The organism is Pseudoalteromonas sp. 10-33, assembly GCF_001469195.1.
Lineage (GTDB): Bacteria > Pseudomonadota > Gammaproteobacteria > Enterobacterales > Alteromonadaceae > Pseudoalteromonas.
On record NZ_LOFI01000024.1, the window covers coordinates 126,089 to 151,402 of the forward strand.

The 25,314-nt window shown below is 37.7% G+C and carries 18 protein-coding genes and 1 pseudogene; 5 read left to right on the top strand and 14 right to left on the bottom strand.

From position 1 onward, the window contains the following. Position 1 precedes the first annotated feature (1 nt). The 4 genes from ATS76_RS12995 to ATS76_RS13010 all read right to left on the bottom strand — a co-directional run bounded on the left by ATS76_RS12995 (position 2) and on the right by ATS76_RS13010 (position 3,613). Positions 2-898, bottom strand: coding sequence for an efflux RND transporter periplasmic adaptor subunit (locus tag ATS76_RS12995; RefSeq protein ID WP_008128679.1), 897 nt, complete (start codon positions 896-898; stop codon positions 2-4). Positions 899-968: 70 nt separating this feature from the next. Then, positions 969-2,261, bottom strand: a complete 1,293-nt coding sequence (locus tag ATS76_RS13000; RefSeq protein ID WP_008128677.1) for a TolC family protein — start codon at positions 2,259-2,261, stop codon at positions 969-971. Positions 2,262-2,333: 72 nt separating this feature from the next. After that, positions 2,334-2,705, bottom strand: a complete 372-nt coding sequence (locus ATS76_RS13005) for a hypothetical protein (RefSeq protein ID WP_235590936.1) — start codon at positions 2,703-2,705, stop codon at positions 2,334-2,336. Positions 2,706-2,713: 8 nt separating this feature from the next. After that, on the bottom strand, positions 2,714-3,613 hold the full coding sequence (locus ATS76_RS13010) for a cation transporter (protein WP_058405780.1): 900 nt from the start codon (positions 3,611-3,613) through the stop codon (positions 2,714-2,716). Between the two features lie 166 nt (positions 3,614-3,779). Between ATS76_RS13010 and ATS76_RS13015 the strand changes: the two genes are divergently transcribed. From ATS76_RS13015 to ATS76_RS13030, 4 genes are all read left to right on the top strand, one after another. Next, the gene (locus ATS76_RS13015; protein ID WP_008128668.1) at positions 3,780-4,130 is read left to right on the top strand and encodes a hypothetical protein; all 351 of its coding nucleotides are present in this window, start codon (positions 3,780-3,782) and stop codon (positions 4,128-4,130) included. 83 nt (positions 4,131-4,213) lie between these two features. Continuing rightward, on the top strand, positions 4,214-5,431 hold the full coding sequence (locus ATS76_RS13020) for a TolC family protein (RefSeq protein ID WP_008128666.1): 1,218 nt from the start codon (positions 4,214-4,216) through the stop codon (positions 5,429-5,431). Between the two features lie 66 nt (positions 5,432-5,497). Continuing rightward, complete coding sequence (locus ATS76_RS13025; protein WP_058552476.1) at positions 5,498-6,832, top strand: efflux RND transporter periplasmic adaptor subunit; 1,335 nt, start codon at positions 5,498-5,500, stop codon at positions 6,830-6,832. Positions 6,833-6,843: 11 nt separating this feature from the next. Then, positions 6,844-10,044, top strand: coding sequence for an efflux RND transporter permease subunit (locus ATS76_RS13030; RefSeq protein WP_058405778.1), 3,201 nt, complete (start codon positions 6,844-6,846; stop codon positions 10,042-10,044). A 137-nt stretch (positions 10,045-10,181) separates the two neighbouring features. On the opposite strand, the gene ATS76_RS13035 is transcribed toward ATS76_RS13030, so the two are convergent. The 10 genes and pseudogenes from ATS76_RS13035 to ATS76_RS13075 form a co-directional block, all read right to left on the bottom strand. Next, complete coding sequence (locus ATS76_RS13035; RefSeq protein ID WP_058405777.1) at positions 10,182-10,529, bottom strand: hypothetical protein; 348 nt, start codon at positions 10,527-10,529, stop codon at positions 10,182-10,184. After that, positions 10,526-11,563 (bottom strand): hypothetical protein, encoded by a 1,038-nt coding sequence (locus tag ATS76_RS13040; RefSeq protein WP_058405776.1) that lies wholly within the window; start codon positions 11,561-11,563, stop codon positions 10,526-10,528. Before ATS76_RS13040 ends, ATS76_RS13035 begins: the two co-directional genes overlap by 4 nt. Positions 11,564-11,770: 207 nt before the next feature. After that, complete coding sequence (locus tag ATS76_RS13045) at positions 11,771-12,136, bottom strand: hypothetical protein (protein ID WP_058552477.1); 366 nt, start codon at positions 12,134-12,136, stop codon at positions 11,771-11,773. A gap of 191 nt (positions 12,137-12,327) precedes the next feature. Beyond that, the gene (locus ATS76_RS13050; protein WP_058552478.1) at positions 12,328-13,710 is read right to left on the bottom strand and encodes a PhoH family protein; all 1,383 of its coding nucleotides are present in this window, start codon (positions 13,708-13,710) and stop codon (positions 12,328-12,330) included. Between the two features lie 12 nt (positions 13,711-13,722). Further along, positions 13,723-13,878, bottom strand: coding sequence for a hypothetical protein (locus tag ATS76_RS19230; RefSeq protein ID WP_160327118.1), 156 nt, complete (start codon positions 13,876-13,878; stop codon positions 13,723-13,725). A 499-nt stretch (positions 13,879-14,377) separates the two neighbouring features. Continuing rightward, complete coding sequence (locus ATS76_RS13055) at positions 14,378-15,814, bottom strand: tyrosine-type recombinase/integrase (protein WP_058552479.1); 1,437 nt, start codon at positions 15,812-15,814, stop codon at positions 14,378-14,380. Continuing rightward, positions 15,811-16,362, bottom strand: a complete 552-nt coding sequence (locus ATS76_RS13060; protein ID WP_058552480.1) for a hypothetical protein — start codon at positions 16,360-16,362, stop codon at positions 15,811-15,813. The genes ATS76_RS13055 and ATS76_RS13060 overlap by 4 nt, the downstream gene beginning before the upstream one ends. Further along, positions 16,355-18,637, bottom strand: a complete 2,283-nt coding sequence (locus ATS76_RS13065; protein WP_058552481.1) for a hypothetical protein — start codon at positions 18,635-18,637, stop codon at positions 16,355-16,357. The genes ATS76_RS13060 and ATS76_RS13065 overlap by 8 nt, the downstream gene beginning before the upstream one ends. Position 18,638: 1 nt before the next feature. After that, positions 18,639-20,972: a hypothetical protein gene (locus ATS76_RS13070; protein ID WP_058552482.1), complete on the bottom strand. Its 2,334-nt coding sequence runs from the start codon at positions 20,970-20,972 to the stop codon at positions 18,639-18,641. Between the two features lie 83 nt (positions 20,973-21,055). Further along, a pseudogene (locus tag ATS76_RS13075) lies at positions 21,056-22,096 on the bottom strand (PhoH family protein); the annotation flags it as partial. A 307-nt stretch (positions 22,097-22,403) separates the two neighbouring features. Here ATS76_RS13075 and rapA point away from each other — a divergent pair. Continuing rightward, on the top strand, positions 22,404-25,298 hold the full coding sequence (gene rapA, locus ATS76_RS13080) for an RNA polymerase-associated protein RapA (protein ID WP_058552483.1): 2,895 nt from the start codon (positions 22,404-22,406) through the stop codon (positions 25,296-25,298). Positions 25,299-25,314 lie beyond the last annotated feature (16 nt).

Consider the following 25,314-nt stretch of genomic DNA (forward strand, 5'->3'; position numbering starts at 1 on the left):
CCTAATCGTCGTCTTCTACTTCAGATTTCAATATATCTGCTTTTATCAGATAACTGTTTTTGTTTACATATTCAGTGTCTTTACTGAGGCCACCAATAACCTCGATATAGTTCTTATCTGAACGTCCTAATACAAGCGGTGCAAATTCGTACTCTTCATCTTCTTTAACAAATACACCTAATTGTCCCCCCAGTTCTTGGATAGCAACTTTCTCAACGGCTAAATCCACCTTGAATTGATTTATTTTGACGTTGCCTTTTAATAATTGACCTGACGTTAGCTTTAACTCAGTGTTGTTTAATCGTACCCGTGCCAATACATAAGGTTGGTCTTTAGCTGGAATAATATTAGTGATGACTGAACTGAATGCGTGTTCACCTTGCTCAATATCAACATGCTGACCGACTTTGATTTGATTATATTGGCTGGTAAACACCTTAAATTCAGCCCACAAGGTGTCAAAATTGACGATTTCAAACAAGCTAGTGTTTTGCGTGATACCGCCAACATTTCCATTTCTCTGTAAAACTACCCCAGAAACAGGGGACGTTATTTTATAGGTATTTAAGCTTTCGTTAGATTCAATAACGGCCAATAGATCTCCTTTTTTTACCTTATCACCAACAGTGGAGTTAATTGTCTTTATAACGCCGTTATATCTAGCGCCAACTTGAAATAATTGTTCAGCGCCTATCGTCGTAGCGCCGTATACAGGGATAGTTTGGTTCAACGTTTTTGAAGCTAAATAGGCTGTTTCAACACCAAGCCTTTTTGCCATGTTATTGTTTATTTTGCTAATGCCTTCTTCGCCTTCATGTTCATCTTCACTAGCGATAACACTTTGAATGGGTGATAGATACCCAATAAAAATCAATAGTGCGAGTAAATAGTTTTTCATTTTGAATTCCTAAACGATTCAGTTAATAACTGAATCAATAAATTGTTATTAAACTTAAAGTGATGTTTATTTAGAGTGACAGCGCTTCGTTTGTTAGTTTTTCTATCTCTGCGCCATAAATTAGGGCAGCAGATGCCGCATCAATGAGGGTTCGCCGAGCATTTAACAGCTCTTGTCTAGCCGATACATAATCAAGATATCCATATCGACCTTTTTGATAGGCGTCTTGAGTATCTTCCAGTGCATCTTCAAGCATTGGGATAACCGACTGCTTTAATGAATTAGCTGTTAATATGGCTTGTTTTCTATTGGAGTATGCTCGTAGTAAGTGATTTCTAAACCTCAACTTAGTCGCCTCTTTCTCTATGGCAACTTGGTCACGCTCTGCTAGCGCACTAGCGATTGCACCAGAATTTCGCTTTTCAGCAAACAAAGGTAAGCTAAAGCCAGCGACCAGTACCGTATCATTGACTTCTTGAGAGCGCCTAACACCAACAGACCATTTGATATTGGCCGTTGACTCTGTTTTAGCCAACTGTAATTCGGCCTCTTTTAGTCGCTGCTCACTTGCATAAACTTGAATAGCAGGGTTTTTCTCTAATTTCGCAAAGAGACTACTAAAATCACTATCATTGCCAAACTGAAACAGATCTCCAGTTACTCTAGAGAATGACACTGATGTTTCTCCCCAGTAAGCTGATAAAGAAAGCTTTAGATATTCCAAGCGCTTTTGTTCAGATTGAAGGGTGAGGTTAGCCTGAGCAATAACTGCTTTTGAGCGTTTCACTTCAGCCTCAGGAGTAGCACCTGCGCGGTTACGCTGAGATACAATCTCTAACGTTTCTTGTGCTAAGCTCAAAGCATTTTCTGCCAATATAACTCTTTGTTGGGCTGCAAGTACTTCCACGTACTTCTCAGTGACTTGAGCCATTAAATTAAGCGCAGAGACTTCTTTCTCAGCATTGAGTAGTGCTCTTGATTTTGAAACAAGTCCAATCCGCGCTGAGCGTTTATCTCCCATTTCGATAACCGAAGATAGAGCGACTGTTAATTCAGCACTGTCGAATGCATTAAATTCACCTGAGCCTGCAAAGTTCTCAGCTTCAACTTCTAGTTCATAAGCAGGATTTAAACTTGCTGTTTGTTCTTGTCCTGTTAATGCGGTTTGTTTGAAATCAAATATTTTGAGTTCAGGATTTTGTTTAAGCGTCCACTGAATTGCCTCTTGAAGATTTAACTGCTTTTCAAAGGCATAAACATTAAATGTAAAAAGTGACAACGCGAGAAACGCGATATATTTAAGCCGAGGTGTTACACACCTCAAAATTGCTATCTTGCGATGCACACAGGTATTAAGTGCCATGTATACTTTCCTATAAATTTATATGTTTTTTTCGGTCATTAACATTTGACCTTTCATAATTTTCTATAAAATTTAGGCGTATTTAGGTGGGCGGAATGGCACCGAGATATAGCCTTTTAGCTCAGGAGAAACTAAGGCGTAGGTAAGGAAATATTCTATTGTTTGTAAAATGTTACAAGAATAATCTGCATTTAAAAATAAGTGACAACAGCAACAAAAATTACAATTATCAATTGAAGTGTTGCTATTACTCACCTCAAATATATTGGAGGTTTCTGGAGATTTTAGCGGGGTAATAGACTCAGTTAGTGATGTATTAAAAGAACTTTCAATTAAGTTTACTTCAAGCTCTTCTAGCGAAAAAAACACAGATTGCACCGCGATTAAAATCATTATCACGTATGATATATTTGATTTGATATACGATGAGTGCATTATTTTCATTTCTCTGCTTAATACTTTAGCTGTAAGATGCGGCGAGCACCGTTTAAAACGACAAGAGCAATTATCAAACCAATCACTAAATCTGGATAACGACTGCTTGTTGCTGTAACTAATAAGCCAGCTAAAATTACACCAACGTTTGCGATAACGTCATTTGCTGAAAAAATCCAACTCGCTTTCATATGAGCGCCGTCTTCTTTGTTGCCAAATATCAAAAACAGACAAGCAACGTTAGCGATTAGTGCTATTCCACCAAATATCATCATTAAAGAAGAGATCGGTTCACTACCGTAAACAAAGCGTCTTACGACTTCGCTCAAAGCACCTAGCGCTAGAATAACTTGAAGCACACCAGATATATGTGCTGCTCTAAGTTTCATGCTAATACTTTTACCTACGGCATAAATAGCTAAACCATACACAGCAGCATCAGCAAACATATCTAATGAGTCTGCAATTAGGCCAGCAGACTGTGCAATAATCCCAGCAATTACTTCTATAAAAAACATGACTCCATTAATGGCTAACAACCATTTTAGGGTTGATGCTTCTTTCATCTCATTTTTTTGGGCTAAGTCTTTTGCTTTTGCAGCTTCTGTACTGCAACTTTGTTTAGTTGACTCTAACTCTGCACCGAGTTTAAGTTGTTGTAACTTTTTTGTTATCTCATCTAAATTTTCATCATGAAAAACTTTGACTAAGCGATTAGGAATATCAAACTGCAATCCAACTGAAGGCTGAATTGAGTCAAGTGCTAATCTGATCAATCTCTCTTCTGAAGGACAGTCCATTTGAGGCACTTTATATGTACTGACAAACGCGCCACTATAGTTATCTAATTGTGTATCAATTTTTACGTCTTCGTTGGTAGGAGATGATTGACACTTACCACTACATTTTTCTGACATATTTAACATTCCGAAACAATATTAAAATAAGTATAAAATCTATAGTGGCTATAGAGTCAAATAAAAAGTTATTTAATTTGAAAAGATTGGGAAGTAACTAAATTGGCTAGTTTAAGTAAATAGTTTCTGCTAGTATTTTAAATACTATATTTAACAGGTAATAACTTTGAACCTTAATGTTGTGCTAAAAATACTATTAGTCGTTTCTATTGTTTTGCAATCGTTAACTGCTGTTGTATCCGCAACATCTGAGAATCACCAGATAGATATAGAGCACCTTCAAACTCAACATGATCATGACGATGATCGAAATGTTTTAAATGATAATACAGATGATGAACAGCACGATGTAAAGGATTGTCATCACTGTGGTCATTGCAGTGGCAGCCACTTATCTTGGATTTTAGTCAGTAATTCAAATGTCGATGGTAAGCTAAATATTATCAATAAAACTCCTTATCAATTTGACCAGACAAAAGCCTTCCTAGAAGCGATACATCGCCCACCTATTTCTTAATTAGATTAATTTTTAATGACCTATTTATTCTTTAACAATGGATAAAGGGTTCGTGTTTATTAATTTTAAAATTAAGAACTTTTATGTATATATATTTAAAAAATGCAGGTTTAGTCCTGTCTTTATGCATGGCTGTGAGTTTTTCAGTTGCCACTTATGGCAAACAGAAAAGTATTTCATGGCTAGATAGTCAAATAAATAAAGATCCCGAAGTTGTTGCGGCAAAAGAGTTACTTAATGCAAGTAATCATAGAGCCAAAAGTTTAACTCAAGCCGTATATAACCCAGAGCTTGAAGCAAACTATGAAAAAGAAGGTGATTTTGATAATTACTCTATTGGTATCAGTCAAACGATAGATTTTTGGGATAAGCAATCAACAAATAAAACCATTGGTGAAATTGATGTTTATGCAAACCAGCAACAATTGTTATCTCTACTCGATTCTAAAAAGGCTAATGCCTTAACTGCATTAGTTAATTGGCAAGCAGCAAAAAAAGCTGCTCAGTTACTTTCAGAAAGAGAAGAGCAATTGCAAACGCTCGTTGGAATTGTTGAAGACAAACGAAAAGCTGGACTTCTAGAGCCACTTGACGCTGAGCTAGTCTATTTAAACTTGTCGCAAATTTTTAGTGAAATATCTGAGTCTCAAATTGCTTTTAAAAATGCAGAGATAAAGGTTCAGGAGTTATTGCCAGATTGGACGCCTAATACCGCCAATTTACCCTTATTTACTTTTGGAGCAACAAGCTATTCATTTGATTCACAGTGGGTTGAGGATCATCCAAAAGTTAAACTCGCAAGAGCGCAATGGAAGGGGCAACAATCTAAAGCTCAACTAACCACTATGGAATCTAAACCTAATCCAACCATTGGAGTTAGCGCAGGTAAAAGTGGAGATGAAGACTTGGTTGGTGTGACTTTCTCAATTCCTTTAAACATCAGAAATAACTATTCAGATACTGTTAAAGCCGCTTATTCAGAAGCCATTGCAGCAGAGGCCCACTTTCATTCAATTTACCGAAAACAGTCTTTTGAAGCAAAAGCTAATTATGAGTCGCTGACTGTCAGTAAAAATTACTACCAGCAATGGCACAAACTCACCCAAGGCAGGTTGGCTAGCAGCGCAAAGTTACTCAACAAACGCTGGGAAGCTGGTGACATAAATACTTCTGATTATTTACTCGCATTAAATCAACGCGCGGAAGCGCTTCATGCAGGCATCCGGTTGGAAAAGCAATTTAAGCTTGCAGAAATATCCTTCGTTTTAAGTATAGGTCAGTTATCAAAACTTGAGATTTGAACGCGCTAATTTTTCATTAGCGAAAGAAGCGAAATCTTAAATTTATAAAAAATATAGGTTACAAAAATGAATACAATATTTAGTAAAAAATTATTAGCCGTAGTAATTAGCAGCCTGTTAGTAGGGCTTACTACAAGTCATGATGCTTTTGCACAGTCGTCAGATGTTACTGATTCTGTCACAAAGCTTTCCAAACAAGACACAAAAGAACATAAACACTCTGAGAACGAGAGAGTTCATGCTAAAGAACACCCTGAGCATAGTGAGTACTCAGAAAGAGAAAGCCTAAAAGGTCAAGAAGAAGATCTTGACGAGCACGGCCACGAAAAAGGACATAAGGAAGAAAAAGGTGACCATGACCACGGAAATGAGAATAAAGAAGACGAACATGAAGAAGGTATAACTCTTAGCCCGAAAAATATGTCACTTGCTAACATCAAAGTAGAAAGCGTCATCCCAGAATATCAATTTAGCACGATATATGCCCCCGGAGAAATAAAAGCCAACGGTTATAAAAGCTACGTGGTTTCACCTCGTACTGAGTCCGTCATTATTAGTCGTCACGCAGCGCTTGGAGAGCACGTAGAAATAGGCCAAAAGTTAGTCACTTTATTTAGTGAGGCAATGGCACAAGCGCAAGCGGACTATTTAATTGCCTCCACCGAATGGCAACGTGTAAAAAAGCTGGGTAATAAGACGGTGAGTGAAAGTCGATTATTACAAGCTGAAACAACATACAATGCGAGTTATGGGAAACTCATTGCTTTAGGGTTAACTGAAAAAGCAATAAATGGTATTTCTAACAAAGACATTAAAGCATTTGGACAATATACATTAACTGCCCAGCGTGAAGGTGTCGTGCTTCTAGACGACTTTATCCAAGGCCAACGCGTTGATGCCGGAGATACTGTTATGTTACTTGCGGACGAAAAACAATTATGGGTTGAGGCTAAAGTCTCGCCAAACAAAAAGCTTAGTCTATCAATTAACTCTCCTGCGACAATCAAATTAGAAGGTCAAAGTTACAAAGCTAAAGTTATCCAAGAAGCACATACTATTGATCCCAAGACCCGCACCCGAATTATCAGATTAGCGGTAGAAAATGCTGATGACAAACTCCACTCTGGTATGTTCGTCAAAGTCTATTTCCAGTTCGCCACAAAACAGAAAGTGATGGCTGTACCAGAAGGTTCACTGATCCGCAGTGCCGATGGTGATTGGACAGTATTTGTTGAAGACCATCCCGGAGAGTTTAAAGCGACTGAAGTTAATCTTGGTCGAGCTTTAGGTGATTTCAGAGAAATTATCGGACTAGAAAGTGGTACTCGAATTGTAACCAAAGGCGCATTTTTTGTTGCTTCTGAAATCGCTAAAGGCGGATTTGATCCGCATAACCACTAAGGAGCAAGACTATGTTTAATAAAATAATAGATTGGTCTGTTAACAACAGACTCCTTATATTAATTGCACTGTTTGCCACAATTGTCGGCTCAATTATGGTGATCCCAAAATTAAATTTGGATGCTTTTCCTGACGTTACTAACGTTCAAGTCGCTGTTAATACTGAAGCACCGGGACTGGCTGCCGAAGAAGTCGAACAACTTATTACTTACCCCATTGAAGCGGTTATGTACGCCTTACCAGATGTTGAGCAAGTACGTTCAATTTCTAAAACAGGTCTTTCTGGCGTAACCGTAGTGTTTAAAGAAGGCACCGACATTTACTTTGCAAGACAACTCGTATTTGAACGGCTTCAAGCAGCAAAAGAGTTAATACCAGAAGGTGTCGGCACGCCAGAAATGGGACCAAACACATCGGGTTTAGGTCAGGTGTTTCAGTACTTACTTATTTCAGATAAAAACGCTGGCTATGATGCTATGGCACTCAGGAGCCTCAATGATTGGATAGTAAAATTGCTTATTATGCCAGTCGATGGCGTTACTGATGTGCTCTCTTTTGGTGGTAATGTTAGGCAATATCAAGTCAACGTCGATCCTTCTAAGCTCCTAGCATATGAACTAACGCAAGAAGATATCGTTAGCGCATTAGATAGCAATAATGCCAACGTTGGCGGATGGTACATGAACCGTGGACAAGAGCAGCTTGTCATTAGAGGCACAGGCTGGTTTGAGAGTGGTGAGGCTGGCATCAGTAACATCAAACAAGTTCCCGTTAAAACGGTTGATGGAACGGTTGTGACGGTTTCAGATATTGCTAAAGTTGAAATGGGCAGTGAAATTCGTCAAGGCGCTGTCACCATGACGCGAAAATCACCCAATGGAAAAGTCGAAAATTTAGGCGAAGTTGTCTCTGGTATTGTACTTAAACGCATGGGTTCAAATACTAAAGCCACCATTGATGGTATCAATGCAAGAATTCCATTAATTAATCAAGCATTGCCGGAAGGTGTTCGCTTTGAGCCATTTTATGATCAGGCTGATTTGATTGAAAAAGCCGTTAACACTGTTGTAGATGCCTTATTACTTGCATTTATTTTCATCGCGATTGTTCTAGCACTGTTTTTGATGAACTTACGTGCAACCTTTCTCGTCTTAATATCTATTCCAATTTCAATTGGTATCGCGTTAATGATCATGGCTTGGTGGGGCATTTCTGCAAACCTTATGTCACTGGGTGGCATTGCCGTAGCCATTGGTATGCTAGTTGATGGTTCAGTCGTTATGGTTGAAAATATGTTTAAACATTTAAATAGACCTGACGCGACACATTCGAAATCGGTAAAGGAACGCGTTCCAACTTCTGACGCAGATCCGCACGATGTCGAACACGACGATCATGGTATTGAACTGCGCCTGACAGAAGCAGGTAAAGAAGTGGCTCGTCCTGTCTTTTTTGCAGCCTCGATTATTTTAGTCGTATTTGCGCCATTGTTCAGTTTTGAAGGGGTTGAAGCAAAGTTATTCCAACCTATGGCAATAAGCATCATCTTAGCCGTTGTATCTGCGATTGTGGTTGCGTTGTTTATCGTACCTGCACTGGCAACTTATCTATTTAGATCTGGTGTAAAAGAGAGAGAAAGTTTCGTTCTCAAGCCGTTAAACATGCTCTACAAAAAAGGGCTGAAATTTTCTCTAAAACACACTAAATTGATTGTTTCTACATCCATACTATTAGTTATATCTGCTTTGGCAACCGTGCCTTATATTGGTACTGAGTTCGTGCCAGAGTTAGAAGAAGGCACGATAAACTTAAGAGTAACGCTGGCACCTTCTTCAAGTTTAGATACTGCGTTAACTGTCGCGCCAATTCTAGAAGAAAAATTAATGGCGTTCCCTGAAGTAACCTATGCACTTAGCCGTATAGGTAGGGCAGAAATTGGCGGCGACCCAGAGCCTGTAAACAATATAGAAATTTACATTGGTTTAAAACCTATCTCACAATGGACAAGTGCATCTAACCGCTATGAACTTCAAGGTAAGATGGAAAGATCATTAGAAGAGTTTCCGGGGCTACTACTTAACTTTTCTCAGCCAATTGCGACTCGTGTTGACGAGCTAATATCTGGCGTTAAAGCTCAATTGGCGATTAAGTTATTTGGGCCAGAACTCGAAGTTTTGGCGGCTAAAGGTCAGGAAATTGAAGCTGCCATAAGAGAAGTCAATGGAGCAAAAGATGTTGCCCTTGAACAAATTGCAGGGGAAGCGCAACTAGTTGTAAAGCCTAACAGGCAAGAGCTTTCAAGATTCGGGCTTTCCGTCACTAATATTATGGAAGTTGTACGAGATGGTATCGGAGGCGTTGAAGCTGGGCAAATAATTAACGGCAATGAGCGTTATGATGTTTATGTACGTATTGAAGAAGAATACCGACGAAATAAGGAAGCGATTTCTGATATTCGCATTCAGTCACCAACAGGTGCTTGGGTACGCTTAGGTGATGTTGCAACGGTGTCGTTTGAATCGGGGCCTCCGCAAGTTAGACGCGACGATGTACAAAGACGGGTTGTTATCCAAGCAAATGTTCAAAACCGTGATATGGGTAGCGTAGTTGCTGATATCAAAACGGTAATTGCTGATAAGGTTGATTTACCTTCAGGCTATTCTGTTTCGATTGGCGGTCAGTTCGAAAGCCAGCAACGTGCTCAAAATAGACTAGCTATTGTTGTACCTTTATCGTTAGCACTAATCGCACTGCTACTCTACTTTGCTTTTGGCTCTGTTGGTCAAGCAATGCTGATATTGGTCAACGTACCGCTTGCTGTAATTGGCGGTGTTTTTTCCTTATATTTATCTGGACAATACTTGTCCGTGCCTAGCTCCGTTGGCTTCATTACACTATTTGGTGTTGCTGTATTGAACGGCGTGGTAATGGTAGAGAGTATTAACCAACGAATTAGAGATGGCTTGGAAGTTTCTCAAGCTGTATTTGAAGGAGCAACCTCCAGATTGAGGCCAGTTTTAATGACAGCAATAACATCGGCTTTAGGTTTGATACCGATGTTAATGTCTAATGGTGTTGGTGCAGAAATCCAGCGTCCATTAGCGAGCGTTATTGTTGGCGGATTGGTAACAGCAACACTGCTAACACTGTTTGTCTTGCCTGTTTTATATAGCTGGTTTTCTAGAAAGAAAATTGAGGAGTTATCTAGATAGAATAATTTTATTAAGAACCAATATCCCACACCTAAGTGACGTTTTGTGTGGGACTATTAATTAATAGTAAAGATTCACCAAAAAGTTTAATGAAATTAAATGTAATAGTTATTGCAACTCGCGTAGCATACTAACATTCAATTCAATTTTGGAGTTTTGAGCTGTTCTCTCATTTCTAAAATACGTTCAGGTGAATGCACTCCTATTCTCATTACTACAAGCTCAGCAAATGAAATGTCATATAACTTATGTTCAACATCAATTACATAACAACTTCCGTTATGAGTAATTACTTCTATTTTGTCGCCAACAACTCTTTTGTTAACAATTTTTGAAGTAACTATTTGCTCAAATGGACGAAATCTAAATGTTTCATCGTCAATAACTACACCAGCTAAGACATCAATCAAAAATGTTTTTTCAAAATCTTTGTAGTCATAAACCGATACTATGCTTACGTCCTTTAAGTAAGTTTTTTCTGTCATATCTGAACACCTCTCGTGTCTTCTAGAGAATATGGACGAAAGCATGTTAAGTACTTAACCCCATTGACCTTTAATAACTCGTCATCTGCGTCAAAATGAGCAAGAACACTAGCTCGATACAACGAAATATGCTTTTCACAATCAATCGTATTAAACAAACTAGCCTCTACTCGACGGGCGTAAAATATTAGGCTCTGCTGGTCAATACGAACTATAAACTTTTGGTCTCCGTCTAGGTTTTTAACCTGAAGGTTAAGGTCAGGCTTATGCCAGTCTGATACCAACGAAGGCACCAGAGGAAAGCCATAAACTAAATATCGTACCCTTTCAATTTCGAAGGTCGTTGGATTTAATCTAGCGTCATTTCCTATTCCAGAGTTGAAAAGCTCAAGTGTCATCATCAGCCAGTCTTCATGCTTTGAGAAACTGTTACCATTAGAAATGCAGCCCTCAAACTCACCATCGTGCTCCCACTTGATTTTGTACAAATAACTTTTAATATTATCGAAAGATATTTTTTCAAAAGGAAACTTAGTGGCAATGAGCCTGTAGTAGCAGCCGTGAACCTTTAAATCCGCATATTGAACGGCTAATGGATCATCATATGCGTCAAAATAAGGTCGCCATTCCAGCCTAAAGTTAGCTCCTGTATTAATGATGAACTTGGCATCTTCAGACAAACCCAAAACTTTATAAATTGCAGAAACTAATTCTAAAGTTTCGATATCAACAAACATCTGGCTTTCTATGCGGGATGCCATTGCCGTTATTTCTTTATGAAGTGACTCAATTATTTCTTGATCATCGTATTCATTAATAATCAGATATTTGAAAGAGTCATGCGTAAGAATTGAATTTAAATCATTGCTGTCAAAAACGTCTCTAAGACGCTCATGAGCTTGTGGAATAGTAGCACAATCGTAAACACCGATTGACCATAGACGTTCAGCATATTGCTGGGGAAATTCTAATAGTAAGGCGAAGTTTTTTGTTTGATTATTTAATTTATTTTGTAATTGATTTAGCGATATCATGTAATTTTCCAAATAATTTATTGCGAAAAAATAATGGCCTACCAACACACTATTTATTCGATTATTTGAATCACCAAATTTTTACGGATGCTCCGCTTCACTGCTCATATTTTTATTTTAAAAACATGTGTAGGCGTAGGCTGTCCGTTCAGCCTTTACCTCATGATATCGCGAAAAAATAAAATGACAACTTACGTATTTGTACAATTATTGGTTAGAAATTTTGATTTTGAACTCTTCAAAGCTAAGCCCAAAAAGGGTTACAAGCTCTTCATTTTTAATTTGAGAGCCGGGAAATTTTTTTTCAAAATTTCCAGTAATTCTACCTAGGTGGCTTGCCAATAATTTTAATAAAAATATTTCTGAGTTAGGAGTTAAGGCAGCTAATGCTAACTGGGGATTTTCAAAAGAGTGTGAATGTATTTGCGTTAATAGCTGACTATAGTTTTTGCAGCCATATACACAGATAGCTAGAGTTTCTTGGGCTTGCCCAAGCTGACAAGATAATAACTTCGCTAATCGTTTTGCCTGTCTTTTTATATTCTTCAACAGGTCTTCACTATTATGAGACATTCAGATACCAACAAAAAAGCAGCAATAAAAGTCCACGCACTTTCATTACTAAATTTTTATTTGGTATTTGAGATAGTTAACGTCAGAGTAAATCCATTTCGTTCACTTCGTGGGAACTGGCCGCTCTGAAAGGCCACTACTTAATTAAGTAGTGGCTATTGTCGCAAGATTATAGAGAAATGTGAAATATGTTAGAGATTTTGCTCGGTAAATTGAGCTAATGAACTTCTTTCAACTTCATCAAAAATTAAAACACTTCCTTTATCATAATTCCTGTACACATTTACCGCCGCACTAGCGCCGCTCGATGCGGGTGTAATGAAGCGATCATCAATTTGCGCGAGGTTTCCCAGTACGATTGTCCTACAATTTTTACCCCCACGCGACAGCATTCCTTTGACCTGAGCACGCGTCATATTCTGCGCTTCATCAATAATTAGTACCGCATCATCAATGGATCTTCCTCGAAAGTAAGCCATCGAAGTAAACTCTATGTTTGCTTTCTCGATAATATGTTCAATTGTCGCATGAATATTAGTCTCATGATTGTCATCGGAATGCATTGAAATCAAAGCATCTGTAACTCCTGCTAACAATGGCATTGACTTATCTTTAAGATCTCCCGGTAAATATCCCGGATCATCGTCCATAAAATCTCGACTTCTCACCACTACAATTTTTTTATACTGTTTCAACTCCAAAACTTGATGCAACCCAGCCGCAACCGCTAAAAACGTTTTTCCAGAACCAGCAGGACCCAATATGATATTTAAATCATAATCTGGACTTGTAAGTTGCTCTAATGCTATCGCTTGTCTTTGGTTTTTAGGTAGTATTCCCCAAATTTTCTCTTGTTTTCTAGACAGTAATTCTGTGTAAACATGCTCATCAGTTACTTCTGTTATCTTTCCAACGTGACCTGATTCATCAAACCAATACATTCTAGGCTGAGCTTCTTCATTAAACGTATCACGACCAAAGCGATAGGTTTCACCAGACATTGCAAAGCCATCTTGCTCATCACACTTATCAAATAAGTCCCCTTCAAATTCCTGAACTCCTGTGTACAAGAGATCCATATCTGAAATTTGATTGTCAACAAGTACATCTTCCGCATCAACACCTATTGTCCTTGCTTTTAGCCGCATGTTTATGTCGCGACTAACGATTGTTACGTCCGTATCCAACTCTTTTTGTAAATAAAGGGCATAGTTAATAATTCGATTGTCCGCGTCACTACCAATACCGTGCTTCAGCTCTTTTGCCATTTCAAGCTGAGTATCTATACCAATGAATAATCTCCCTCTAGTAGCAGTCTCAGTTGATGGTAACTCAATACCCGCCTCCATTTGTTCTGCACTATGACCATTGATAATATCTTCAAGCATTCTGATCACAACACGTGCATCTGCACTAACGCTACTGTTACTTCGTTCCTTTAAGTTATCTAACTCTTCTAAAACAGTTAAACAAATGTATATATCATCTTTGTATGCAAGTAAGCTTTTAGGATCATGTACTAGTGCTGACGTATCTAATACTCTTGGGTTTCTGTTTTCGTTTGAATTTTTCATTGCAGACTCTCCTTAGCTCTCTTCATTAGGATTAATGCATTCATTTGGTTCAATGTCATCACCAATACGACTGCTCATTAATTCTCTATTTCTCTGTTTTCTTAACTTCTCTTTTTTTTGTTTTTCAACATGACAGTTAATTAAATACACGTTAGTTTGATTACTCATATCAGATTTACCTTAGCTTTATTTATTTTTGTTAGTGCGTACTTGCTAGTTAAATCCATAATTAATTTATTCAAAAGTATTCCCCTTACACGCTAATGAAAGAAGTTGCACTCGAATAACGAAATTTTCTGTTAAATTTTTGAAGTATTTTGAGGTAAATTTATCTATTACTTCTAGAAATAGAAATAACAATATTGAAAGGGCATAGAACAGCGCAATTTTAACTATTTCACTACTCTCCTATCTTACGAAAAGGCATACAAATATTAGATCCTTCTTTAATTTGCTTTAACGTTTATCACATTCCATGATTCCATTAAGCCACTTAATAATTACTTTTCGATGACACATCATTGAAAAGTAAAATTTATCTAATACTCACCTATAACATTAGCAAAAAATTACACTTCCAACCACTTAATAATGATAAAAGTCAATGGTTAACTGAGATTACTTATATTTATGAAATACTTACTAAAAGTCATTTTCTAAGCAATAATTAACCATTCTCAGCTTTCCCATCTAATAAGCTATAAATGTCATCAAGCATATGCCCAACATCATCCATTAATTCAGCACTACTAATTTGTCCCGAAAGAATTTTCGCTTTTAACTCCTTCATCTCATCTTTTGCAGAGCTAACACCATGCATCACTTGTGCAGCATCCATAGTTTTATTAACACCAGATAACTCACTAAATGCTAAATGAATATAAGGAGAAAGAGACTTTTCATGTTTATGCCCTGTCCAAGCCATGACTTTATCTTTAAAGGCTTTTTCAACAGCAAACTTAGCTTTAAACTCCCCTTCATCTTGCAAATTGAAAAGCTCAATTAACATTTCAATCTTGTCGGTAATAAAGCTATGCCTAAATGCATGAGCCATTAAATTTCCTGTCGCACCTATATCTTTCGCCCACTGATTAAAATAAGTGGTAATCGTATCTGGACCCAGTGGCAACCCACTATTCTCGCCTATAAACACATAACCATGATCTTCTATAGAACTCATCCCTTTTTCTTTACGGGACTTATTTACTTTTTTGAGTATTCTTGCACGATTTCGCTTTATATATTTGGCGATAGACTTCAACGTGGTCCTGTAGACAGGAACAAACCTTTCTTCTTTTTCCTGTTCAAGTGCATGTTCCCTCTGCTTAAGCGTTATTAAGCGTAATAATGGAATTTTGTCTTCGCTAGCTAATGCTTTTTCAATATCGGATACTTGAAGGTTCGCCACTTCTGAACGTCTTCCTCCAGTCGCTTTATAAGCTTTGACTAAACTCTTATTCCTTTCAACAAGATTCCTATTTTCTCCAGCAGAAATAAAAGTCATTAGCTTTTCTACATCGCTGATAGCGACAGGTAACCGCTTCTTATACTCATCTTTAGTGGGAATACATACGTGATTATAATAAGTAACTGTTTTTCCATATTCCTTGTATTCACATTCCTCTACCGTCAATCGACAGCCCGATTCCCCTATAAACGACTTATCACTTAGTCTTTTTCCTATACCCACTAAAAAAGCCAATGTTTGGCGGCCAATTTTTCCTACACGAGTATTGCTTCTTACCTTCTGCCCTTTCTTTTTTCCCGTCTCGTGCTTTTCAGCCATTAGCCCATTTATGAAAAGTTCAAAATAAGCATTATTCAATTCACTAAAATGAATATTATTGCTAAAACAAAAACGAATAATATGCGGCAGTAAATCAGCATTTGTTTTCGCTGTTCCACCTTTCCCTTTTAATGACCAATTTTTAGTAGTGATACCTTTCATTATGTACAAATTAGCTTCAATACATGGCAGTCCACTAGGCCAATAAAGCATAGGCATGTTCGGTAAAGTACGATATCTATAATCGTCGCTTAGAACATTGTGAAATAATGGTATTTCCACATTCTCTAAGTTTATTCTTAATTGATGCTTTTTCATGATTTATCTAACTTGAAGCTTTTCATTAATAAGCTTTCAATTCGATTTCTCTCTGACTCAATAGTATTTAGAACTTTTTGTTCTTTCGATGATTCAGCCAAACTACCGAGGGCTTCAAGCGTAACCTCTATGGCTTTAGACAGCACTAAATTTGATGCACGAACATTTAGGAGTTGCTTTTCTAATTCATCCACCTTTAAATTCAAGCCTTCTCGTGTATCCGCCCTCACATCTCGTGTTTTGCAAGTTAGCTCTCTTTGGTATTCATCAATCGCATTTAGGGCCTTTTCTCTAAGCTTATCTAACCCACTAAACCCGTCTAACAAGGCTTGATCACAATGACTTTTAAAAGAATTTAAAGACATTGATATAAATTCATCACCTCGACTAAATTTGGCCCAGCTAGATTGAGATTGAAGTGCATTGATTAGCTCCTCATCTTTAACAAACTTCCCTATTTCTTCAGCTTCTTCAAACAATTTGAGAAAGTCACTTCTTCGTTGTATTGAAGCCAGCTTTTTTTCTTTGTTTTCAGCATGACTACTCATATTTCAATACCAAATCCATAACTTCAGCCTTACTTCCACTGGCATTGGCTACTACTGCATAATCTGCTTTTAAATCAATTACCCCATCAGCCAACATCTGCTCTAAAGAAACTAAAAGTGCTTCATAACCGCTATATCTTTGAGGAAGAACATGCTTATGAGCTGGTGACAATGATATAATTTCATCTTCTACATCTTCACATATCTCTTCATAAGTTCGATATTCCAAGCTATTGATGCCGAACCTATTTTTCAAAATGATTTCTAACTCACCAATATTACTAATGTCATCGTTTTTAATACCATCAATTAGCCGTTCAGCTTGTACACCTCGTAATTCTTCCCCTGTCATTTCTTCCTTGATATAGCGTTCCAAATGAGAAATATCTGTGTGTGCCAAAAAGTACCTTAGTGTTTCACCAGCTTCATAACCATAAGACCAGTAAAAAGTCATGGCAAAGAAGCGTCTCAATTGATGCTGTCGAATATAAAGCCTTCTTGTAATACCATCTTCATCAACATAGGTTCTAGTTTGAAAGTAATCACAAAAGGCATCTAGATTATCAACAAAAGACTCTGAATTTCCTTCTTTAAAAGTCAATGTATGAGAGCTTAACGAGTTAAACAACCCCACATTATCAAGGTGTTCAACCAGTCCCTGCTCCTTTATTTTTGCATTAAAGGTTTGCCATTTATAAATTAGTGAAGCCAAACTATTCAATATGGGTCTACTCAACTCTTCCCTAAGAATTTCACCACCATAAGCGACACCAGACTTTCTATTATCAAAAATAAGACTAAACTCCTGATCATTTGATTCATCAGGATCTACATCCGATGGTGAGATTGCGCTCAATGGGTCCAAATCTACCAGCTCCCCCATTCTTCTTGCCATTGTCGCACCGATAACTATCTGCAATGAGCCTTGGAGGACGTTAAATAAAAAGAATAAATCTTTATTTTCTCTTCTTTTTTGATATCGATCCTTTTCTGTCGAAGCATAACCGATCACCTCAACTCCCAACTCAATGATTTCAGGAGTTAAGTGTTTTTTATAGCCAAAGTTAATAAACTCTAACAACGAAGTTTCTTCTATTTCTTTGCTTCCCGCTTCAAGCATTTTGGTAATTGAATCAAAAAGAATCTCTCTATTGTCATAGATAAATTCAAATGCATTCCTCATTTGAATTAAAACTTCACCAGCACCAATTGTTAAGGTTCTACCTGCTCGCTTCGCAGGTTTTGCCATCAGAGCCTCCAAGTTTATTTCTCCAAACAAGCGGCTATTAATTTCAACAACTTCCAGCCCACTATGCTCTGCAACATGAGCAATATCTGACAATAAAAAGAAATTCTGGCGAATAGCACTAAAATAAGCATGAGAGATCCCAATCTCAGCTCTTTTATTTAAAGGGTGCTGTTTAAATTCACTGGTTTGATTATATGCAGGGTTAGCTATGATCTGATATGCCTGAGGCATGGGAAGCTGAACTCTATGCCCATAAAGCGTGTTTGAGTATAGTTTTTTGCGCAAAAATGATGCGCTAATATTTCCATATCGATTACTTCCCTTTTTAAAATCAAAAGCTCCCTGCGACATCAAAAATGCAAGTTTTCGGATTTGATTCTTATTATCTAAAACCGAGCCATCTATCGGAATTTTTTTTGATAATTTATTAATTTGTTTATCTAATTCTTTAGCACTATATGAAGATATATTCTGCTCAATATAACTAGCTAGTCGCTCTTCTGTGTCATAAACACCAACTGTTATTTTATCTTTATCGAATAAGTCAGCTAACATTGAATAAACATAGTCAGAATTCCAGTTAGAAAAATGTTTTTCCAAATGAAATTTATCCGAGTTTAATAACAGATAATCAATTAAATATAGAGTATTCCTAATTTTTTTAGATATCGTGGTTAGCGATAGTTTTTGAAATCCACTATGTAATGTGGACGATTGAATTAACAACCAACATTTAAATGTATTGAGTAACTTATGGTGTGCTGGAGAAAGTAACTTTTCTAACCCTCCTTCGCTATTAACAAACACGACATCGAAGTCTATCTTAACAGTAGCTCTATCTAGTTTTATACTCCAAACTGTATCTGGATAATTCGAAAGCAGCCATTGGGGAGCTAATATGTCAGAGTCATATCCTTCAACATACTTATCAACCAACTCTTTACTTTGAACAAAGCTCTCCGATGGTGAAAGTCCTACGACCAAGCGGTGATATTCACTTTTGTTTTCAACATCAACTAATTTCATATCATCCTCTCACTCTAAAATTACTTATCGTCAACGGGTTCGCTTTGGCCTCTTGATACATATCTAACACTTCTTCTTCAAACGACTCTGATGTGACATCATTACTTGTCAACTGATACTCTAATTGAGTAATTATCAACGTTGATAGCTCTTCCCACGTATTGATAATTTCAACCACATAATCTAATCGTTCAATTTCTTCACTTGTTGCCTCAAAGAAAAAGAGTAATATCCGCAGTAACGGTGTAGATAAAACTATAGACCCATCCTGTTTAGGTTTTGCTTCATTAATATTAAAGACATTTCCATCTTTTACATGCCCATGCATACTATTTAGTCTATGGTTTTCTAAAAACTCTTCTAACGCATCAGGCGATATATCAATAGCTTTATGCAGATGCTTAGATCCCTTCATTGCTTCATATACGATTGCATTCTGAAAAATCCTTATCCAGCGATCTTTAAAATATTTCAATATTGGCAAAGGTAAATAACGATTAACCAAGTCAGCTCTTTCTTCTTTGTGCCCTAGCGCTTCACACATTTTTTTAACTGAATTGGTTTTTAAGAAAACTTCAACACCTGAGCTAGATCTCAGCCTGTTAATAGTCAACATACTTGCAACTTCTTGTGCTCTTTCTTTAGATACATGCGAAGATGGCAAAGATAAACTTCTCGTAAATACAGAACTAGATTTTATTTTCTTTAAATTTGTAATACCTTTGAGCTTAGCTGGCAGCTTTTCCAAAGAAGCTATCAATAACATATACTGATAGTCATTATTGCCTTGGCGCTTCAAAAATTCCCTCGCCAATTTTGTATGTTCAACAATACGTTCAACAATAACTTTGGAAGTTTCGTTTAACTTAATTATCTGTTCTGCATTAACTGGACCTCTACGTTTTTTAACACTTCGAATAACCCAGCCATCTTTCACTTTTACATAACCTAATGGTTTTCCACCATCATCATAAAAGCGCCAGTTCAATAACCATGAGTCTGTTATCTTAGGGTGCTCATGAACTAGAGAAAGTATAAGAGGATATAGAACATGGTATGTGGGAATACATAACAATTTGTTGAGGTATTCGGTTTGATCTCGAAAACCTAAAAACGTTGAATAACCTCCATTTTTTCCGGGTTGCGCCCACAAAAAATGATTGAACGTTGCACAAGCTATTGCTCGTTTTTGAGCGATTGAATCATAATCTATGACATCACCAAGTTCCTTCGGTGCAGCAAGAGCTGCATATTTTTCATATCGTTTTAGTCTTTTGTAATTAATCTCACTTGCTCTGTCAGATATGGTGATCACATGACCTATATCTCTTCGAATGTCCTTAACCACTTCTTTTATGGCTTGCTTATCAGTTCGTTCAAGTGGAATTTTCGTTAATAATTTATTGTTAAAAATGCCGGAACTACACCCTTCAGACTTTTCCATTGAATTATGAGAGCCTGACAATGTGATAGCTTGTCTAAATCTGGGCACAGGAAGAGGGAAAATGGGTTCTTCAAAAATAGCATAGGTGATTAAACACTCTCGATAAATACTCATTTTTATCGACCAAGCTTTTACAAATGCGCTTCCATCCAATCCTTTCTCGATATGGCTTTTCAGCTCTATATTGAAGATGACGGAAAGATATTTGACCGCCAAACTAGACTGTAGATACTGCTTAAGGGTAGGAAAATCATCAGCTAATTTTATAAAGTATTTAAACAAGCCTTTAAAGTGCTTAATGTTTGTTTGAACCGTCTGTTCTTTATTCTTCCGACAAAAACGTGAAAGTGCTGAAAAAAGTTGCTGAGCTACTTTGTCACCATAAGCTTCTCTAATAAAAGAAAATTCTACTGATATTTTGTTGCCTGCATTATCTTCTAGTAACCAGCCTGAAAAAAAGCCAAGCTTTTCTTCATTAACATCACTAGAACTATCAAGTATTTTTTGAACATCGGTATGCACTTTTACCTTAGATAACACTGGAGCAGCCAATGCTATATTTGCCTTTTCAGCGACATGAGAAAACACTTGAACCATGTAAGTACTGTAATTGTATTTATGAATAAGAGAGCCATCTAGTCTTTCATAAATAAAACCAATCACTGATGAAAGATAACGGTTGATTTCGCTGCTACTATTGAATGACTTTAAAGTTAAGTGCTGCTCAGTAGAATAAAGATAGGCGTCAAGAATTTTTAGAACAAGAGAGTAGTTCTTTTGTACTTTGTCAGTGCAACTTAGTTTATGCTCTTCAAATGTAGCTCGTTGCGGTTCGGATAATACTTTAAAAGGAAACTGCGATAATATTTTTGTATTGATTAAATTTGTCATTAGGATAAAACTTTACTTTTATCCAGACTACCATTATTTTTTGACAGTTGTCAATAAAAATAAATTCATCAAACAACACTTCAAGCAGCTAAATACGGCAACACAACATCTTTTTGACAACTACTGTAATTTAGGAAATCTTCCGTGCCCGGTAAAAAACCAATAGATTCTGCAATCTCAGGCGTGTTTCGAGTTACAATAACTTTATCGTAAATACCTTTTTCAATAACCAATTCAAGCGCACAAGCAAGCGCTAGTAATGTTTTTCCACACCCTGCAGGTCCAGTTAATATTACCAATTCAATGCTAGTATCAAGTAATGCATCCAGCGCCATACCTTGATAAATATTCTTAGGTTTAACTCCCCATGCATGATGATGCATTAACCGCTCAACACTAATATCTTTTATAGTAATGTGTTCATCATTAAACGACTTTACCCTAGCCGCGAAGTGATTACCCTCATCAAGTAAATACTCATTACAAAATACATCTGGTATTAGATTTTTAGGCACATGATGAAACGTATCTCGCCCATGTTGCTCTGTGTTGCACTGCCCTACATGTCCCCAAAAATCACCTTCTATTTTTTTATAACCGCTAGTGAGCAAGCTAATATCATCAATAAGCTGATCAGTTCGGTAATCCTCTACATATTTAAGTCCTGCGCCTTTTGCTTTTAAGCGCATATTTATGTCTTTGGTAACCAATATCACTTTTGAATCGCTATGGTGCTTTTGTAAATATACCGCACAATTAATAATCCGATGATCGTTTTCATTGCCCGGCAACCCCGAAATTGAGTCTGCAAATAAATGGTCATTAACAATAATGAGCGTGCCGGCAGAGCTCGATTTAGCCTTTTTATTACTTGGCAAAGCAACGCCTTGTAACATTTGTTCAGGGGTTGCGTTTTTAAGTACCTCATCTAAACCACGAATTGCAACGCGGGCATCGCGGCTTACATCGTGTTTTCGGTCCTTAATGTGATCAAGCTCTTCAAGTACGGTCATCGGAATAACCACGTTATGTTCTTGAAAAGACAAATAAGCGAGGGGCTCGTGGAGGAGTACGTTGGTGTCTAGCACATACATTTTACTTTCAAGGTTCGAAGCTTTTTCCATAGCACTTTCCTTACGTTTTATGATTTTTATGCTATACCAAAATAACTAAGTAAAACGGGCAAAAATCAAAACCTGCAATACTTAATTGCCAAGGCATATTGAAAGTTTAGTCTATTTGCCATAAAAGTCCGTTTTATTACAACCTGAATTTAGTTTTTATTTACCTTTTTAATAGGTTAAAAAATGGCGGTTTTATTCTTTATAATTAACACTTATAAAATTAATTAAAAGTGAGATAAATAGCGCCTTGCAGTGGTGTTAGCTTACAGGTAACATAGCCGCCTTTTTCATCATAGACGAGACATACATGAATTTTTCCTTAGGTCAGCGTTGGATCAGTGATACAGAGTCAGATTTAGGATTAGGCACCGTTGTTGCCATTGAAGGCCGACAGGTCAGCATATTATTTCCAGCCAGTGGCGAAAACCGTGTTTACTCTACAGCAGAAGCACCGGTTACCCGTGTGGCATTTAATCCAGGCGATGTGATCAAAAGCGTTGAAGAATGGGAATTAGAAGTAGAGTCTATTGAAGTTCAGGGTGAACTACTTTGTTACGTGGGCACCCGTGTTGATAATGGCGAAGAAGCAAAGTTAAAAGAAACTTTTTTAGATCATTTTATAAAGTTTAATAAGCCACAAGACCGTTTATTTGCTGGCCAAGTAGATCGTTTTGATCGTTACACACTGCGTTACCAAACATGGCAACATAAATTTGAACGTGAACAATCGCCTATTAAAGGCTTAATTGGTCAGCGTGCTAATCTTATACCCCACCAGCTTTATATTGCCCAAGAAGTAGGTAAACGTTTCGCACCACGCGTACTTTTATCTGATGAAGTAGGCCTTGGTAAAACGATTGAAGCAGGCATGATTCTGCATCAGCAAATTATTAGTGGCCGCGCAAGCCGCGTACTTATTGTTGTACCTGAAAACCTGCAGCACCAATGGTTAGTCGAAATGCTACGCCGCTTTAACTTACGTTTTTCTATTTTTGATGAAGAGCGTTGCGACGAAGCCTTTGCCGATTCACCAAACGTATTTGATACAGAGCAACTTGTCCTTACAAGCCTTGAGTTTTTAACCAAGAAAAAGCGCTGGTTTGAACAAGCCACATTGGCTGATTGGGATCTATTAGTTGTTGATGAAGCGCACCACTTAAGCATTAATAACGGTAAACCAAGCACTGAATATCAACGCATGGCTGAGCTTAGCCAAGATATCCCTGGCCTTATTTTATTAACTGCAACGCCAGATCAGCTAGGCCATAGCAGTCACTTTGCACGCCTACAGTTACTCGACCCAGATCGTTTTTACGACTACGACGTATTTAAAGAAGAGGAAGCAAATTACAAAGACGTAGCGCAAGCGGCAAACCAGTTATTACAAGATCAAGCTCTTGACGATAATGCAAAAGCAACGCTTATTGAGCTATTAAAAGAAACCGACATTACCGTTATTCTTGAAAAAGCGCAGCAAGGCGATTTACCAGCGCGTAAAGAAATACTTAATATGTTGCTCGATCGTCACGGTACTGGCCGTATATTATTCAGAAACAGCCGCAGTGGCATTGATGGCTATCCAAGCCGTAAATTACATGCTTACCCTATGGCATTGCCAAAACAGTACAAAACGGCCATGTCTGTACTCGGTAGCATGAGCGGTATTCAAAATGCAGAACTAAGTGCACACCGCGCTCTTTTCCCTGAAAAAATATTTCAAGAGTTTGAAGGCGAAAGCGCAAGCTGGGGATTATTTGACCCACGTGTAGATTGGTTAATCGACACACTTAAAACACTAAAACATGAAAAAGTACTTCTTATTTGTGCAAAAGCCGAAACCGCTATTAGCCTTGAGCAAATACTGCGTGAGCGCGAAGCGATTAAAGCCTCGGTTTTCCACGAAGGTATGTCTATTATAGAACGTGATCGCGCGGCTGCATTTTTTGCCGACGAATACGACAACGCACAAATACTATTGTGTTCAGAAATTGGTTCAGAAGGTCGTAACTTCCAGTTCTCTCATCACTTAGTGTTATTTGATTTACCATTAAATCCCGATTTACTAGAGCAACGAATTGGCCGATTAGACCGTATAGGCCAAACACAAGACGTGAATATTCACGTACCGTACTTTGAAAACACGGCGCAAGAAGTATTACTGCGTTGGTACAACGAAGGCCTTGATGCGTTTGAAACAACATCAACTACAGGGCAATTATTGTATAAAGAGTTCCGCGAAGATTTACTTGAATACATTTCAGCGCATAACTGTGATGAAGACGAGCTAGATCCACTGCTTGAACAGGTTGCTCAGCAAAATGCCGTGCTACGTAAAAAAATGGAAAGTGGACGCGATCGTTTATTAGAGCTGCATTCATCGGGCCAAGGTGCTGCAGACTCTCTGGTTACTGACATAGAAAAACTCGATAACCAGTTTGAACTGCCAAGTTACATGATCAACGTGTTCGACACTTTCGGTGTAAGCCAAGAAGACAAAGGCGAGAACACCATTATTTTAAAGCCTACAGAGCATATGTTAAACGCGTCATTTCCATCGCTTAAAGATGATGGAATGACTGTGACATTTGACCGCGACACCGCACTTTCACAAGAAGATGTACACTTTATCAGTTGGGATCACCCAATGGTACAAGGCACAATGGACATGATTTGTGATGATGACTTTGGTAGCGCATCGGTTGCCTTACTCAAAAACAAAAAACTCCCTGCGGGCACCTTTTTTGTTGAGCTTATTTTTGTAGCCGAAGCAATGGCGCCTAAAGCATTACAAGTGGGCCGCTTTTTACCCCCAACGCCTATTCGTATATTGCTTGATAAAGCCAGTAATAACTTAGGCGAAAACGTTGCATTTGATGGGTTTAACCAACAACTTTCAGCCGTTGGTCGTCAAACAGCAAGTAAACTTGCGGGTGCACTACAAAGCGCAATTCACCCTATGATCACAACAGCAAAAGACATGGCACAAGAAAAACTCGAGGTTATTCGTGCACAGTCGCTAGCTAAAATGCAAAGCACGCTAATTGAAGAACAATCTCGTTTAGAAGCCCTTAAACAAATTAACCCGAATATTCGCCAAGAAGAAATTACTTTCTTTGATAAGCAGCGCAGCGAGTTGACTACGCACATTGAAAAAGCGCAGTTACAACTAGATGCAATTCGCTTAATAGTGGTTTCGCACTAGGGGTTTTTGAGCTTTA

What these genes read in the sequence shown, in the direction of transcription:
- ATS76_RS12995 (WP_008128679.1), bottom strand. Translation starts at nt 898, where the DNA reads ATGAAAAACTATTTACTCGCACTATTGATTTTTATTGGGTATCTATCA.
- ATS76_RS13000 (WP_008128677.1), bottom strand. Translation starts at nt 2,261, where the DNA reads ATGGCACTTAATACCTGTGTGCATCGCAAGATAGCAATTTTGAGGTGT.
- ATS76_RS13005 (WP_235590936.1), bottom strand. Translation starts at nt 2,705, where the DNA reads ATGAAAATAATGCACTCATCGTATATCAAATCAAATATATCATACGTG.
- ATS76_RS13010 (WP_058405780.1), bottom strand. Translation starts at nt 3,613, where the DNA reads ATGTCAGAAAAATGTAGTGGTAAGTGTCAATCATCTCCTACCAACGAA.
- ATS76_RS13020 (WP_008128666.1), top strand. Translation starts at nt 4,214, where the DNA reads ATGTATATATATTTAAAAAATGCAGGTTTAGTCCTGTCTTTATGCATG.
- ATS76_RS13025 (WP_058552476.1), top strand. Translation starts at nt 5,498, where the DNA reads ATGAATACAATATTTAGTAAAAAATTATTAGCCGTAGTAATTAGCAGC.
- ATS76_RS13030 (WP_058405778.1), top strand. Translation starts at nt 6,844, where the DNA reads ATGTTTAATAAAATAATAGATTGGTCTGTTAACAACAGACTCCTTATA.
- ATS76_RS13035 (WP_058405777.1), bottom strand. Translation starts at nt 10,529, where the DNA reads ATGACAGAAAAAACTTACTTAAAGGACGTAAGCATAGTATCGGTTTAT.
- ATS76_RS13040 (WP_058405776.1), bottom strand. Translation starts at nt 11,563, where the DNA reads ATGATATCGCTAAATCAATTACAAAATAAATTAAATAATCAAACAAAA.
- ATS76_RS13045 (WP_058552477.1), bottom strand. Translation starts at nt 12,136, where the DNA reads ATGTCTCATAATAGTGAAGACCTGTTGAAGAATATAAAAAGACAGGCA.
- ATS76_RS13050 (WP_058552478.1), bottom strand. Translation starts at nt 13,710, where the DNA reads ATGAAAAATTCAAACGAAAACAGAAACCCAAGAGTATTAGATACGTCA.
- ATS76_RS19230 (WP_160327118.1), bottom strand. Translation starts at nt 13,878, where the DNA reads ATGAGTAATCAAACTAACGTGTATTTAATTAACTGTCATGTTGAAAAA.
- ATS76_RS13055 (WP_058552479.1), bottom strand. Translation starts at nt 15,814, where the DNA reads ATGAAAAAGCATCAATTAAGAATAAACTTAGAGAATGTGGAAATACCA.
- ATS76_RS13060 (WP_058552480.1), bottom strand. Translation starts at nt 16,362, where the DNA reads ATGAGTAGTCATGCTGAAAACAAAGAAAAAAAGCTGGCTTCAATACAA.
- ATS76_RS13065 (WP_058552481.1), bottom strand. Translation starts at nt 18,637, where the DNA reads ATGAAATTAGTTGATGTTGAAAACAAAAGTGAATATCACCGCTTGGTC.
- ATS76_RS13070 (WP_058552482.1), bottom strand. Translation starts at nt 20,972, where the DNA reads ATGACAAATTTAATCAATACAAAAATATTATCGCAGTTTCCTTTTAAA.
- rapA (WP_058552483.1), top strand. Translation starts at nt 22,404, where the DNA reads ATGAATTTTTCCTTAGGTCAGCGTTGGATCAGTGATACAGAGTCAGAT.